Here is a 13328-nt window from a genome sequence, read left to right as displayed (position 1 = left end):
GCCAGAGCCTGTCGATCTACTCGGCCAAGGACATCGAGAAGATGACCACCGAGGAAGGCCGCGTCACCGCAGACTGCCAGTTCTGCGGCGCGCATTACGATCTGGACCCCGCGACCCTGGGGTTCGAGGCCGGCGATGGGGAAAGCTGACCAGATCGCGGCGCTTCGGGCGGCGGCGGGGGCAGAGAACCCCGTCTCGTCCGATTTCGACCTCAACCCCGAGGCCACCTTGCCGGCCGGACGCACCCTGCGCCCGGCCGGGGTGCTCGTCGCCTTCGTCGAGCAGGGCGATGCGCTGGCGCTGGTGCTGACCAAACGCTCGTCGCGGCTGAAGCATCATCCGGGCCAGATCGCCTTTCCCGGCGGCAAGCAGGAAGAGACCGACGCCGACGTCATCGCCGCCGCCCTGCGCGAGGCGCACGAGGAGGTCGGTCTGTCCCCCGACGCGGTCGAGGTGCTGGGCCCGCTGCCCGCGCACGAGACGGTGACCGGTTTCCTGATGACGCCCGTCGTGGGCCTGATCCGCGGCCCGTTCGCGCCGGTGGCCGAACCCGGCGAGGTCGACGAGGTGTTCACCGTGCCCTTCGATCACGTGACCGACCCCGCGCGCTTTACCCGGCAGGCGCGGCGCTGGCGCGGCACGCGGCGGCACTACTACACCGTGCCGTTCGGACCCTATTATATATGGGGCGCCACCGCGCGCATCCTGCGGGGGCTCGCCGACCGGGTGAACCCGTGACCCGCGTCACCGGCGCCTGGCTCGACGCGCCCGCCACGCAGGCGGTTCTGACCCTGCTCGACGAAGCCGGGCACGCCGCCTATGCCGTGGGTGGATGCGTGCGCAACGCGTTGCTGGGCGCGCCGGTCGACGACGTGGACATCGCCACCGACGCACATGCCGACCGTGTCACAGCGCTTGCTGGGGCCGCCGGCCTAAAGGCCGTGCCGACGGGCATCGAGCACGGCACCGTAACCGTCGTGGTGGACGGTCAGGGGCTCGAGGTCACGACCTTCCGCACCGATATGGAGACCGACGGCCGCCACGCGGTGGTGCGCTTTTCTGACGACGTGGCCGAGGACGCGGCGCGGCGCGACTTCACCATGAACGCGCTCTACGCCGACCGGCACGGGCACCTGATCGACCCGCTGGGCGGGCTGGCCGACCTGCAGGCGCGGCGCGTGCGGTTCATCGGCCGGCCCGGCGACCGCATAGCCGAGGATTACCTGCGCATCCTGCGCTTCTTCCGCTTCTCCGCGTGGTACGGCGATCCGGACCACGGTTTTGACGCCGACGCGCTGGACGGGATCGCGCGCCACCTCGACGGGCTGGAGCGGTTGTCGCGGGAACGCGTCGGCGCCGAGTTGCGCAAGCTGATGGCCGCACCCGATCCCGGCCCGGCGGTGGCCGTGATGGCGCAGGTGGGCGTTCTGGCCCGCGTGCTGCCCGGCGCCGACCCGCGCGCGCTGGGTCCGCTGGTGGCGCACGAGGCCGCGCTGGACCTGCCGCCCGACTCGCTGCGCCGGCTGGCCACCTTGGGCTGCGATGGCTCCGAGGACCTGCGCCATGCCAAGGCCGATGCCCGGCGCCTCGCGCTGCTGGCCTCTTCCGTCGGCGCGCCCACAGGCCTGCCCGAGCTTGCCTGGCGCCACGGTGCGGCCACCGCGCGCGACGTGGCCGTGCTGCGCGCCGCCATGCTCGGGCAGCCCTTGCCGGCGGATGCGACCGCGCAGATCGACCGCGGCGCCAACGCGTCCTTTCCGGTCACCGCGCGCGACCTGATGCCGGACTACGAAGGTGCCGCGCTGGGCGAAAAGCTGCGCGCCTTGGAAAAGCGCTGGATCGCGTCCGATTTCACCCTGACGCGGAACGACCTTCTGTCGTAACCGGTTGGGTCGCGCGCGACGCCGGGCTAGCTTGCCGGCAAAAGGAGACCCCGGTGTTCCGGAGATTCGAATCCCTCGTCGATCCCTATGTCGACTACCCGGAAACGGACCGCCCGCCACGGCGGCTCTGGCCGTTCATGCTGGACTACGCGCGGCCGTTCAAAGGCGTTTTCGTGGTTGCCGGCATCCTCAGTGTCATCGTCGCCGCGGTCGAGCTGGGGTTGATCTGGGCGATGGGCTGGGTGGTCGACATCCTGTCGGGCGACCCGGCGCAGGTTTGGGCTGATCACGGCCTTGCACTGATCGCGCTCGGCGTCTTCGTTGTGCTGATCCGCCCGGCGTTCCAGGCGCTCGACGTGCTGGTGCTGAACAACGCGATCATGCCCAATTTCGGCACGCTGATCCGCTGGCGGGCGCATCGCCACGTGCTGCGCCAATCCGTGGGCTGGTTCGAGAACGACTTTGCCGGCCGCATCGCCAACCGCATCATGCAGACGCCCCCGGCGGCGGGCGAGGCCGTGTTCCAGGTGTTCGACGCGATCACCTACTCGCTGGCCTACGTGCTGGGCGCGCTGATCGTGCTGGGCGGCGCCGATCCGCGCCTGATGGCGCCGCTGATCGCCTGGCTGATCGGCTACGCGGTGCTGATGGTCTGGGTGATCAAGCGCGTCGGTCCCGCCTCCAAGGCCGCGTCCGACGCCCGGTCCGAGGTCACCGGTCGCGTGGTCGACGCCTACACCAACATCCATTCGGTCAAGATGTTCGCCCACCACGACCGCGAGCTCGACTACGCCAAGGAGGCGATCGAGAAGACGCGCCGCACCTTCGGCGCCGAGATGCGGATCTACACGATCATGGACGTGGCGCTGACCGTGCTGAACGGGCTGCTGATCGTCGGTGTCGTCGGCTGGGCCATCGCGCTGTGGATGCAGGGGGCGGCCAGCACCGGTGCCGTCGCCGCGGCCTCGGCCCTGACGCTGCGGCTGAACGCGATGACCGGCTGGATCATGTGGGCGCTGACCACGTTCTTCCGCCAGCTCGGTGTCGTCGCCGAGGGGATGGAGACGATCGCCCAGCCGGTGACGCTGGTCGACGCGCCGGACGCGCGGCCGCTGAAGCTCGACCGGGGCGAGATCCGGCTGGAGGGTGTCTCGCACCATTACGGCCGCGGCGCGGGTGGGCTGGACCGAGTCGACCTGACCATCGCGCCGGGCGAGAAGGTCGGCCTGGTGGGTCGGTCGGGCGCGGGCAAGTCCACGCTGGTCAAGCTGCTGCTGCGCTTCTACGACACCGAACGCGGCGTGATCACCATCGACGGGCAGGACATCTCGAAGGTCACGCAGGACTCCCTGCGCGGCGCCATCGGCATGGTCCAGCAGGACAGCGCATTGCTGCACCGATCCGTCCGCGAAAACCTGCTGTACGGCCGCCCCGACGCATCCGAGGCCGAGATGATCGAGGCCGCGAAGCGGGCGCAGGCGCATGACTTCATCCTCGACCTCGTCGACCCGAAGGGCAACCGCGGCTACGACGCGCAGGTCGGCGAACGCGGCATCAAGCTGTCGGGTGGCCAGCGCCAGCGCGTGACGCTCGCCCGCGCCATGCTCAAGGACGCGCCGATCCTGCTGCTGGACGAGGCGACCAGCGCGCTCGATTCCGAGGTCGAGGCGGTGATCCAGGACACGCTCTACGGCATGATGGAGGGCAAGACCGTCATCGCCATCGCCCACCGCCTGTCCACCATCGCCGCGATGGACCGGATCATAGTGCTCGACGACGGCCGTATCGTCGAGGATGGCACGCATGACGCGCTTTTGGCCGAAGGCGGACTATATGCCCGGTTCTGGGCCCGTCAGAGCGGCGGGTTCCTCGACCCCGATACACAGGCTGCCGAATGAGACCCGAAACCTGGATCGACCCGTTTTCCCATGCCGACGGTGCGCCGCCGCGCACGCTGGCGCGTTTCCTGCGCTGGGCGATGCGCGGCGCCGAAAAGCCGCTGGCGCTGGCCGGCGGCGTGTCCATCGTCGCCGGCGTGGTCGAGGTGCTGGCCGCGCTGATGCTGGGCGTGGTGGTCGACGCGGCGCTGGCATCCGAGGCCGGCAACGTCTTCGCCGAGCAATCCGGCATCCTGATCCTGTCGCTGCTGTTCTTCCTGATCGTGCGGCCCGTCACGATGGGCGCCAACGCCGCGATGCAGTCGATCGCCATCGCGCCCAACGTCTTCAATCTCGTGCTGTCGCGGCTGCACCGCTACACGCTGGGCCAGTCGGTCACGTTCTTCGACGACGATTTCGCCGGCCGCATCGCCCAGAAGGAGATGCAGACCGCCCGCGCGCTGACCGACGCGGTGGTCGAGGTGGTGCAGACCGTGCTCTTCGCGCTCGCCTCGGTCGTGGGCGCGATCTTCATGCTGGGCACGGTCGACTGGCGCATCGCCGGCGGGCTGGTGGTCTGGATGGCCGCCTACCTGTGGATGATCCGCTACTTCATGCCCCGCATCCGCAAGCGGTCGAAGGCGCGCGCCGCCGCCCGGGCGAACGTGTCGGGGCAGGTGGTCGACACCGTGACCAACATCAAGACGGTCAAGCTGTTCGCCCACGCCGCGCACGAGGACCGTGCCGCGTTGGGCGCGATGGGGGGTCTTCGCGACCGCACGATCGAGTTCGGGTATCTCTCGGCCGGCTTCCGCTTCTGCCTGATGGCGCTGGCGGGCATTCTGCCGATCCTGCTGGTCGGCGGCGCGCTGTGGTACTGGTCGCTTGGTCTCGTCAGCGCGGGCGACATCGCAGCGACCGGCGCGGTCAGCCTGCGGCTGGCGCAGATGACCGGCTGGGTCAGCTTCACGCTGATGGCGCTTTACGCCAACGTGGGCGAGGTCGAGGACGGCATGCGCACGCTCACCCCGCCGCACGGCCTGATCGATTCCAAGGACGCGAGCGATCTCGCCGTCGAGGCGGGCGAAATCGCCTTCCGCGACGTGTCCTTCGGCTACGGGCGCGAGGAAGGCGGCGGCGTGCAGGACATCGACCTGATCATCGCGCCGGGCGAGAAGCTGGGCATCGTGGGCGCCTCGGGCGCGGGCAAGTCGACGCTCGTGTCTCTGCTGCTGCGCATGTACGACACAGAGCATGGCGCGATCGAGATCGACGGTCAGGACGTCAGCCGCGTCACGCAGGAAAGCCTGCGCCACCGCATCGGAATGGTCACGCAGGAAACCGCGATGTTCAACCGCTCGGCGATGGACAACATCCGCTACGGCCGGCCCGACGCCACCGACGAGGAAGTCTACGACGCCGCCCGCCGGGCCGAGGCGCACGATTTCATCCAGGACATGCAGGACCACATGGGCCGCAAGGGCTATGACGCCTACCTTGGCGAACGCGGCGTGAAGCTGTCGGGCGGCCAGCGCCAGCGCATCGCGCTTGCCCGTGCGATCCTCAAGGACGCCCCGATCCTCGTGCTGGACGAAGCCACCAGCGCGCTCGATTCCGAGGTCGAGGCCAGCATCCAAGAGGCGCTGGAGCGCGTGATGGAGGGCAAGACCGTGCTGGCCATCGCGCACCGCCTGTCGACCCTGTCGAGCATGGACCGCATCGTGGTTCTGGACGACGGCCGCATCGTCGAGACAGGCACCCACGACGACCTGCTGGCGCGCGGCGGGCTCTACGCGCGCTATTGGGAGCGTCAGTCCGGCGGCTTCATCGGCTCGGACGACGACGAGATGCGCGCCGCCGAATGATCGCGCCGCTTGAACGGTCCCGCGCCGCACGGTAGGCGACGGGCGGATCAACGCGGCGGGGACGGCTTGGACAGGATCGTGATAGAGCGGCTGGGCCACCAGGGCGACGGCATCGCCTCGGTGGACGACGCGCCCGTCTACGTCCCCGGCACGCTGCCCGGAGAGGTGGTCGAGGGCGACATCGAAGCCGGCCAGCTCGCCGCCCCGCGCATCGTCACCCCGGTGCCCGAGCGCGTGTCGCCCCCTTGCCGTCACGCCAAGCGTTGCGGCGGTTGCCAGCTTCAGCACGCCGCGCTCGACTTCACCGCCGACTGGAAGCGCGACGTGGTGATCCGCGCGCTGACGGCGCAGGGCATCGACACCGACGTGCGCCCGACGGAGACCTCGCCACCCCGATCGCGCCGCCGCGCGACTTATTCCGCCCGCCGGACGAAGAAGGACGCCACCGCGGGTTTCCACCAGAAGGGCAGCGACGTGATCGTCGAGAACCCCGACTGCCTGGTGGTGCGCCCCGTGCTGGCGGCCGCGCTGCCGGTGGTGCAGGCGCTGGCCGTCGCCGGCGCCTCGCGCAAGGCCGAGATCTCGGTCATGGTCACCGACAGCGACGGCGGGCTCGACATCGCGGTGCGCGGCGGCACGGCGCCCGGGCCGGCGGACTTCGCCGAACTCGCGCAAGCCCACGACCTCGCCCGCCTGTCCTGGGAGGGCGAGACGCTGACCCGCCGCCCGCCGCTGCAACGCTTCGGCCGCGCGCAGGTCAGCCCGCCGCCGGGCGCCTTCCTGCAGGCGACGGCGGAAGGCGAGGTCGCGCTGCTGGACGCGGTCCGCGCCGCCGTGGGCGATGCCGCGCGCGTGGCCGACCTGTTCGCCGGCTGCGGCACCTTCACCCTGCCGCTGGCCGAAAGCGCCGAGGTCTCCGCCTGCGAATCCGACGTCGCGATGCTTGAGGCGCTCGACCGCGGCTGGCGCCACGCGCCCGGGCTGCGCAAGGTCACGACCCAGACGCGAGACCTGTTTCGCAATCCGCTTCTGCCGGACGAGCTGCAGCGCTTCGACGCGGTCGTCATCGACCCGCCCCGCGCCGGCGCCGAGGCGCAGATCGCCCAGATCGCCCGCGCCCGCGTGCCGCGCGTCGCCCACCTGTCGTGTAACCCGGTCACCTTCGCGCGCGACACCGCCGCGCTGATCGCCGCCGGCTACACGCTCGGGCCGGTGCGCGTGATCGACCAGTTCCGCTGGTCCACGCATGTCGAACTGGCCGCAACCCTCGTGCTGGAGACCTGATCCATGGGCTTTCGCGACCGCCTGGCCGCCTTCCTGCAACGCGGCATCGTGCGCAACGGCATCATCGCCGTGATCCTGGTGAACGCCGTCGCGCTGGGCCTCGAGACGTCCGAGAACACGATGGCGGCCGCCGGCCCGCTGATCATCGCCGTCGATCGCATCTGCCTCGCGATATTCACGCTCGAGATCGCGCTCAAGCTGATCGCCTATGGCTGGCGTTTCTTCCGCGACGGCTGGAACGTGTTCGACTTCGTCATCGTCGGCATCGCGCTGGTGCCGGCGGGGCAGGGGCTGAGCGTTCTGCGGGCCCTGCGCATCCTGCGGGTGCTGCGCGTGATCTCGGTCGCGCCCCGCCTGCGCCGCGTGGTCGAGGGATTCGTGACCGCGCTGCCGGGCATGGGCAGCGTCTTCCTGCTGATGGCGCTGATCTTCTACATCGGGGCCGTGATGGCGACGAAACTGTTCGGCAACAGCTTTCCGCAGTGGTTCGGCGACCTGGGCCAGTCGGCCTATTCGCTGTTCCAGATCATGACGCTGGAATCGTGGTCGATGGGCATCGTCCGCCCGGTGATGGAGGTCTATCCCTACGCCTGGGCGTTCTTCGTGCCGTTCATCATGGTGACCACCTTCGCCGTGGTGAACCTGCTGGTCGGTCTCATCGTGAATTCGATGCAGGACGCCCACCAGAAGGAAGAGGGCGTCGCCACCGACGCCTACCGCGACGAGGTCCTGCGCCGCCTGGAAGCGATCGAGAAGCGGCTTTCGGACGCATCCCCGCCTAAAACATAAGCTATCGCATGCCCGCTATTTTCGGTATGGTTTACGAAAAAAATACGAAAACCAGGCAAATCGAAACAGGCAAAGACCGAGCGGGACAGACACATGAGAACGTTGGGACTGATGCTGCTGCTGGCGGCCGCGATGGCGCTGTCGGCATGCGGATCCAAATTCAAGACATATAACGGCCCCGAGGTGACGCGCGTCCTCGTCGACAAGAGCGACCGGCGCATGTACCTGCTGCACCATCAGAAGGTGCTGAAATCCTACGACGTGGGGCTGGGCTTCGCGCCGGACGGGCACAAGCTGTTCGAGGGCGACGGCCGCACCCCCGAGGGCGAGTACACGATCGACCGGCGCAACCCGAATTCGCGCTTCTACCTGTCGATCGGAATCGACTATCCCCGGACCGAGGACGTGGCGCGCGCGGCGTCGATGGGCCTGTCGCCGGGCGGCGACATCTTCATCCACGGCATGCCGAACGACGGGCGCAAGCCCGGCGCGCGCGACTGGACGGCCGGCTGCATCGCCGTGACCGACCGCGAGATGCGCGAGATCTACGCGATGGTGAACGACGGGACGCCGATCCTGATCATGCCCTGACCGGCGTCGGGTCGGGCCCGCTGCGCGCGGGCCCGCTTCGGTTTACATGCCGGGAACGGGGGACTGGCCGGGCGCGCCCAGCACCATGTCCCACCACAGCTTGCCGCTGTTTTCCTGGTGCCAGGCAAAGCCCATCTCGCGCGCCGACGGGTCGAGGATCACGTCGCGCACGTTGGGCTGCTCCATCCACGCCGCCAGCGTCTCGAGCTCGCTTTCGTAAGTTTCCGAGATCGCCTCGCCCACGAGGCGGCCGGAATAGCCGACGCGGCGCACCCGGTCGATCGGCGACGAGCCGTCCGAGCCGAAGTGCCACGGGCGGTTCTGCACCGCCATGTCGCGCGCATGGGTGGCGGCGGCGGCGTTCAGCTGGGCGTTCAGCTCCAGCGGCTGGGCGCCGGACGACGCCCGCAGCGCGTTAACCGAATCAAGCATCCGGTACTGTACCGTCGCCTCGTTGCCGGGCCGGTAGACCCGCGGCAGCGGGCGGCCGTCCGGACCCAGCTCGGGCGGCTGGGTCGTCATGGGCGCGGCGCAGGCCGAAAGGGCGAAGCCGGCAAGAATAAAAAGTAGGGAACGGCGCGTCGTCATGGGCATTGTCTTTCCGGCTACGATGCAGATCGCTGCACCTTAGACCGCGCGGCGCGGGGCTTCAAACCCCACATCGGCCCCTTCTGGCCGACGCACGCGGGTTTGATTTGCGACTGCGGCGTGGGCGCCATATCTGATGTCAACACTTTCGCGGCAAAGGAATCGAATAATGACCAGAAAAGCCGGACCCGGATTCAATCGGCGCGCCTTCATCGCAGGCAGCGCGGCTCTGGTGACGACCCCCGCCTTCGCGCAAAGCCAGGGCACGACCGAAATCGAACGCGAGGTGTCGGATATCGTCCGGCGCAACGTGTCGTCGTTCCGCACGCTCGACTGGCAGCCGTATTTCAGCAACCTCGACCAAGGCGCGATCCTTGTCGACATCGACTCGCGCGCGCTGCATTACTGGGAAGAAAGCGGCCGTTACCACCTGTATCCGTCCTCGGTGCCGCTGACCGAGGATCTGACGCGCCGCGGCCGCACCCGCGTGACGCTGAAGGATCCTCAGCCCGACTGGCGCCCGACGCCGTCGATGAAAGAGCGCAACCCCGAATGGCCGGACTACGTGCCGCCGGGCCCGGACAACCCGCTGGGCACCCGCGCGCTGCACCTCAGCTGGCAGTATTACCGCATCCACGGCACGCACGACACGCGCAAGATCGGCCGCCGGTCGTCGAACGGGTGCATCGGGCTCTACAACGAGCACATCGAGGAGCTGTACGAGATGGCCGAGGTCGGCACGCAGGTGTTGCTTATTTGACGACGGCGGCGCGGCGCGTAAGGGCGCTATAATTGCCTTGCGGGGATTTTGCTGCATATTCAAGGTCACGACTTGATCTTGATGCCTCGCGCAAGTGCTGGATCGCGCAAGCAACGGGCGAATGACTGGAGGATATCATGAAGAAACTCGCACTCGCCGCGCTTCTCTCCGCCGCCGCCGCAACCTCGGCTTCCGCCGAGGCGCACATGGCCAAGGGTGAAGTGGTCATGGAGATGGAGCCTGTCGTCGTCGTCGAGGAGACGCAGCAGTCGTCCTCGGCCGCCGGCGTGGTCATCCCGCTGCTGTTCATCGCGATCGTCGCGGCTGCCGCCTCGAACTGACACGCGCATCCACGAACACGAAAAAGGCGGTGCCGCGGCACCGCCTTTTTTGTTGCGCGGGGCAGGGTCTCAGTCGACCCAGCCGCGCAGGTTCTCGTCGATCACCGCCGACAGCGCCTTGATGTGCGCGTCGTCGTCGTTGAGGCACGGGATGTAGGTGAAATGCTGGCCGCCCGCCTCCTCGAAGCTTTCCTTGATCTCCTCGTTGATCTCTTCCAGCGTCTCGATGCAGTCGGCTGAAAAGGCCGGCGCGCAGACGGCGATGTTCTTCTTGCCGTCCTCCTCGGCAAGCCGCGCCACTTCCTCGACGGTGTAGGGCTTCAGCCATTCCTCGGGGCCGAAGCGGCTCTGGAAGGTCGTGGTGATCTCGGTGTCGTCCCAGCCCAGCCGTTCCTTCAGCAGACGCGTCGTCTTCTGGCACTGGCAATGATACGGATCGCCCTCGAGCAGGTAGCGCTTGGGCACGCCGTGATACGAGCAAACCAGGATGTCGGGCCGCTTCTCAAGATCCGCATAGGCGCGCTCGATCGACTGGGCCAGCGCCTCGATATACAGCGGATGCTGGAAGTACGGATCCACCGTGCGCACCGTCGGCTGCCACTTCTCGGCCATCAAGGCGCGGAAGAACTCGTCGTTCGCGGTGGCCGAGGTCGCGCCCGCGTAATGCGGGTAGAGCGGGAAGAACAGGATCTGCCGGCACCCGGCCTCGACCATCGCCCGGACCTTGGATTTCGTCGACGGGTTGCCGTAGCGCATGCAGAAATCGACCATCACCCGGTCACCGTACTGCGCTTCCATCTGGTCGCGGATCTTGGCGGTCTGGTCCTTGGTGATCGTCATCAGCGGGCTTTCGCCCTTGTCCTCGTTCCAGATCGACTTGTACGCCTCGCCGCTGGAAAACGGCCGCTTGGTCAGGATCACCAGCTGCAGCAGCGGCTGCCACAGCCACGGCGAATAGTCGATCACGCGCCGGTCCGACAGGAACTCGTTCAGGTAGCGCCGCATCGACCAGTAGTCGTAATTGTCCGGAGTCCCGAGGTTCGCCAGCAAAATGCCGATCTTCGACCCGGGGATCTTGGGGTGATCGGAGGGGGCGTGGGCGGGGCGCGTGGCCTGCCTGGTTGCGTCCAGCATCTTGTTCTTCCCGGCTTGTCGCGTTTCGGCCATACCTATCGCCCCGGTGGCCTGCGTCAATCGCCCACGGTCAATCCCCGAGCGGCGTCTCGTGGGTGTTCAGCGCGTCGGCCAGCCGGGCGGCGGCCGATCCGGGGCGCAGGGGCTGCGGCTGCGACGCGTCCGGCGCCCAGCCGGTCAGCGCGATGATCTCGAACGTCGCGGGCACGCGGCCCTGCGGCGTGGCGAAGCCTTGGGCATACAGCTCGGCCGCGCGCAGCAGCACCGACCGGCGCGTGAAGCGGCGCAGACGGCCGTCCAGCGCGTTGGTCTCGCCCATCGCGCGCAGGTCGCGCATCAGGTTCAGGGCGCTGCCGTACTCGACGGTCAGCGTCCAGGCGTCCGCCACCGGCAGCGCCAGCCCGGTGCGCTGCAGCAGCGCGCCCAGGTCGCGGATCTCGGCCATCGGCGCCACGCGGGGGCTGAGGCCGCCGGTCACCTCGACCTCGGCCTGGCCCAAGGCGGCGCGCAGTTCTGTCAGCGTGCGCCCGCCCGGCGTGAAGGCCAGCAGCAGCCCGTCGGGCCGCAGCGCGCGGCGGCACTGGATCAGCTGGCCAACCGGGTCGTCGGCCCAGTGCAGCGCCATCGCGTGGATGACCAGGTCGTGCGCGCCCTCGACCAGATCCAGCACCGGCGCGTCGGGCACGATCCGCGCGCCGGGCGCGAAGCCGTCCCAGACCTGCGGAAACGGCGTGACGATCGCCGCGTCCGTAAAGGACCTGTTTACCATCTGCAGGCGATCCTGCGCCTCGTCGCGCACGGCCTCGTGCAGGAACAGCGCGGGATCGCGCGCGGCGCGGTCACGGTGGCGCAGCAGCGCGGTCCGGTCGGTCAGGCGGAGCGTATCGGACATGAGGGGCACATAGGGTGGCGCGCGCGGTCCTGCAAACGCTTCTGCGCGCGGTCTACCCGCCGCGCTGCCTGTCCTGCGGCGAGATGGTCGAGACCGATTTCGGCCTGTGCGGCGCCTGCTGGCGCGACACGCCCTTCGTCGCGGGTCTGACCTGCGACGCCTGCGGCCTGCCGCTGCCCGGCGACTCGGACCGGGCCGAGCTGTGCGACGACTGCCTTTCCGTGCCCCGCCCGTGGGAGCAGGGCCGCGCCGCGCTGGTCTACCGCGACACGGCGCGGCGGCTGGTTCTTGCGCTGAAGCACGGCGACCGCCACGACATCGCGCGCCCGGCGGCCGAATGGATGGCGCGCCAGACCCGGCCTGTCGTGACCGAGGGCATGATCGCCGTGCCGGTGCCGCTGCACCTGCGCCGGATGCTCAAGCGGCGCTACAACCAGTCGGCGCTGCTGGGCCAGGCGCTGGCCGGGCATCTGGGCCTCGACTGGTGCGCCGACGCGCTGGTGCGGGCGCAGGCGACGCCCTCGCTCGACGGCAAGTCGAAAGAGGAACGCTTTGCCCTGCTGGCGGGGCGGATCGCCGTGAACCCGCGCCGCGCCGACCGGATCGCCGGACGCCCGGTGTTGATCGTCGACGACGTGATGACCTCGGGCGCCACGCTGGGCGCCGCGGCCGAGGCCTGCCTGGCCGCCGGCGCAAGCCGCGTCTGCGTCACGGTGCTGGCACGCGTCGGCAAGGATGCCTAGATGAGGGGCAGCCACACACGCAGGAGAGAACAATGCAGGATGTCGTCGTCTACAGCTCGCCCCTGTGCGGGTTCTGTCACGCGGCCAAGCGGCTGCTGAAATCCAAGAACGTCGCGTTCACCGAGATCGACGTGCTCGCCGATCCCGACCGCAAGCCCGAGATGATCAAGCGCGCCGGCGGCGCCCGCACCGTGCCGCAGATCTTCGTGGGCGAGACCCACGTGGGCGGCTGCGACGAGCTTTACGCGCTGGACCGCGCCGGCAAGCTCGACCCGCTGCTGGCCGGCTGAGCGACGGCCCGCACGAAAACGGGCGGCTTGTGGCCGCCCGTTCGGTCCGAAAGCCGGATACAGGTCCCGGTTACTGCTGCAGCTCGTAGAGATAGGTCAGCAGGTTGGCCCGGTCCTCGGCATCGCGCAGACCCTGGTAGCTCATCGTCGTGCCCGGCGCGTATTCGCGCGGGTTGGTCAGCCAGGCGTCCAGCTCCTGCGGAGTCCATTGCTCGGCCTCGACGTTCTGCAGCGCGTTCGAGTAGTTGAACCCCTCGACCGACGCGATGTCGCGGCCGACGATGTTCACCA

General features: G+C 68.9%; 16 protein-coding genes. 12 read left to right on the top strand and 4 right to left on the bottom strand.

Annotated elements, in window-relative coordinates; all coding sequences use genetic code 11:
• From ACFDTC_RS11775 to ACFDTC_RS11740, 8 genes are all read left to right on the top strand, one after another.
• Window positions 1-149, top strand: a 149-nt coding sequence (locus ACFDTC_RS11775) for an Hsp33 family molecular chaperone HslO (RefSeq protein WP_375259085.1), incomplete at its 5' end; no start/stop codon positions are given.
• Window positions 136-738, top strand: coding sequence for a CoA pyrophosphatase (locus tag ACFDTC_RS11770; RefSeq protein WP_375259071.1), 603 nt, complete (start codon window positions 136-138; stop codon window positions 736-738). The genes ACFDTC_RS11775 and ACFDTC_RS11770, both read left to right, overlap by 14 nt.
• Window positions 735-1883, top strand: a complete 1149-nt coding sequence (locus tag ACFDTC_RS11765) for a CCA tRNA nucleotidyltransferase (protein ID WP_375259070.1) — start codon at window positions 735-737, stop codon at window positions 1881-1883. Before ACFDTC_RS11770 ends, ACFDTC_RS11765 begins: the two co-directional genes overlap by 4 nt.
• A gap of 53 nt (window positions 1884-1936) precedes the next feature.
• Entirely contained in the window at window positions 1937-3781 is a 1845-nt protein-coding gene (locus ACFDTC_RS11760; protein WP_375259069.1) for an ABC transporter ATP-binding protein, read from the top strand.
• Window positions 3778-5625: an ABC transporter ATP-binding protein gene (locus tag ACFDTC_RS11755; RefSeq protein ID WP_375259068.1), complete on the top strand. Its 1848-nt coding sequence runs from the start codon at window positions 3778-3780 to the stop codon at window positions 5623-5625. The genes ACFDTC_RS11760 and ACFDTC_RS11755 overlap by 4 nt, the downstream gene beginning before the upstream one ends.
• Window positions 5626-5691: 66 nt before the next feature.
• Complete coding sequence (locus tag ACFDTC_RS11750; protein WP_375259067.1) at window positions 5692-6909, top strand: class I SAM-dependent RNA methyltransferase; 1218 nt, start codon at window positions 5692-5694, stop codon at window positions 6907-6909.
• A 3-nt stretch (window positions 6910-6912) separates the two neighbouring features.
• On the top strand, window positions 6913-7698 hold the full coding sequence (locus ACFDTC_RS11745) for an ion transporter (RefSeq protein ID WP_375259066.1): 786 nt from the start codon (window positions 6913-6915) through the stop codon (window positions 7696-7698).
• A gap of 93 nt (window positions 7699-7791) precedes the next feature.
• Window positions 7792-8289: a murein L,D-transpeptidase family protein gene (locus tag ACFDTC_RS11740; RefSeq protein ID WP_375259065.1), complete on the top strand. Its 498-nt coding sequence runs from the start codon at window positions 7792-7794 to the stop codon at window positions 8287-8289.
• Window positions 8290-8331: 42 nt separating this feature from the next.
• Here ACFDTC_RS11740 and ACFDTC_RS11735 read toward each other — a convergent pair whose 3' ends face one another.
• Window positions 8332-8811, bottom strand: coding sequence for a CAP domain-containing protein (locus tag ACFDTC_RS11735; protein WP_375259064.1), 480 nt, complete (start codon window positions 8809-8811; stop codon window positions 8332-8334).
• Between the two features lie 235 nt (window positions 8812-9046).
• Here ACFDTC_RS11735 and ACFDTC_RS11730 point away from each other — a divergent pair, with 235 nt between their 5' ends.
• Window positions 9047-9637, top strand: a complete 591-nt coding sequence (locus ACFDTC_RS11730; protein ID WP_375259063.1) for a L,D-transpeptidase — start codon at window positions 9047-9049, stop codon at window positions 9635-9637.
• 137 nt (window positions 9638-9774) lie between these two features.
• Window positions 9775-9978: a ferrochelatase gene (locus tag ACFDTC_RS11725; RefSeq protein WP_375259062.1), complete on the top strand. Its 204-nt coding sequence runs from the start codon at window positions 9775-9777 to the stop codon at window positions 9976-9978.
• Window positions 9979-10047: 69 nt separating this feature from the next.
• On the opposite strand, the gene hemH is transcribed toward ACFDTC_RS11725, so the two are convergent.
• Both hemH and ACFDTC_RS11715 read right to left on the bottom strand, forming a co-directional pair.
• Entirely contained in the window at window positions 10048-11112 is a 1065-nt protein-coding gene (gene hemH, locus ACFDTC_RS11720) for a ferrochelatase (protein WP_375259061.1), read from the bottom strand.
• Between the two features lie 70 nt (window positions 11113-11182).
• Window positions 11183-12004 (bottom strand): methyltransferase domain-containing protein, encoded by an 822-nt coding sequence (locus tag ACFDTC_RS11715; protein ID WP_375259060.1) that lies wholly within the window; start codon window positions 12002-12004, stop codon window positions 11183-11185.
• A gap of 14 nt (window positions 12005-12018) precedes the next feature.
• Between ACFDTC_RS11715 and ACFDTC_RS11710 the strand changes: the two genes are divergently transcribed.
• Both ACFDTC_RS11710 and grxC read left to right on the top strand, forming a co-directional pair.
• A complete protein-coding gene (locus ACFDTC_RS11710; RefSeq protein WP_375259059.1) occupies window positions 12019-12747 on the top strand; it encodes a ComF family protein in 729 nt (242 codons plus the stop codon).
• Between the two features lie 32 nt (window positions 12748-12779).
• Entirely contained in the window at window positions 12780-13037 is a 258-nt protein-coding gene (gene grxC, locus ACFDTC_RS11705) for a glutaredoxin 3 (RefSeq protein WP_375259058.1), read from the top strand.
• A 70-nt stretch (window positions 13038-13107) separates the two neighbouring features.
• Here the strand turns inward: grxC and ACFDTC_RS11700 are convergent.
• Window positions 13108-13328 (bottom strand): c-type cytochrome (locus ACFDTC_RS11700; RefSeq protein WP_375259057.1); only part of this gene is annotated, 221 nt, incomplete at its 5' end.

The organism is Citreimonas sp. (assembly GCF_042096055.1).
Lineage (GTDB): Bacteria > Pseudomonadota > Alphaproteobacteria > Rhodobacterales > Rhodobacteraceae > Citreimonas.
The sequence above is the reverse complement of the archived record's forward strand: the minus strand, read 5'-3'. Positions and strand labels throughout refer to the sequence as shown.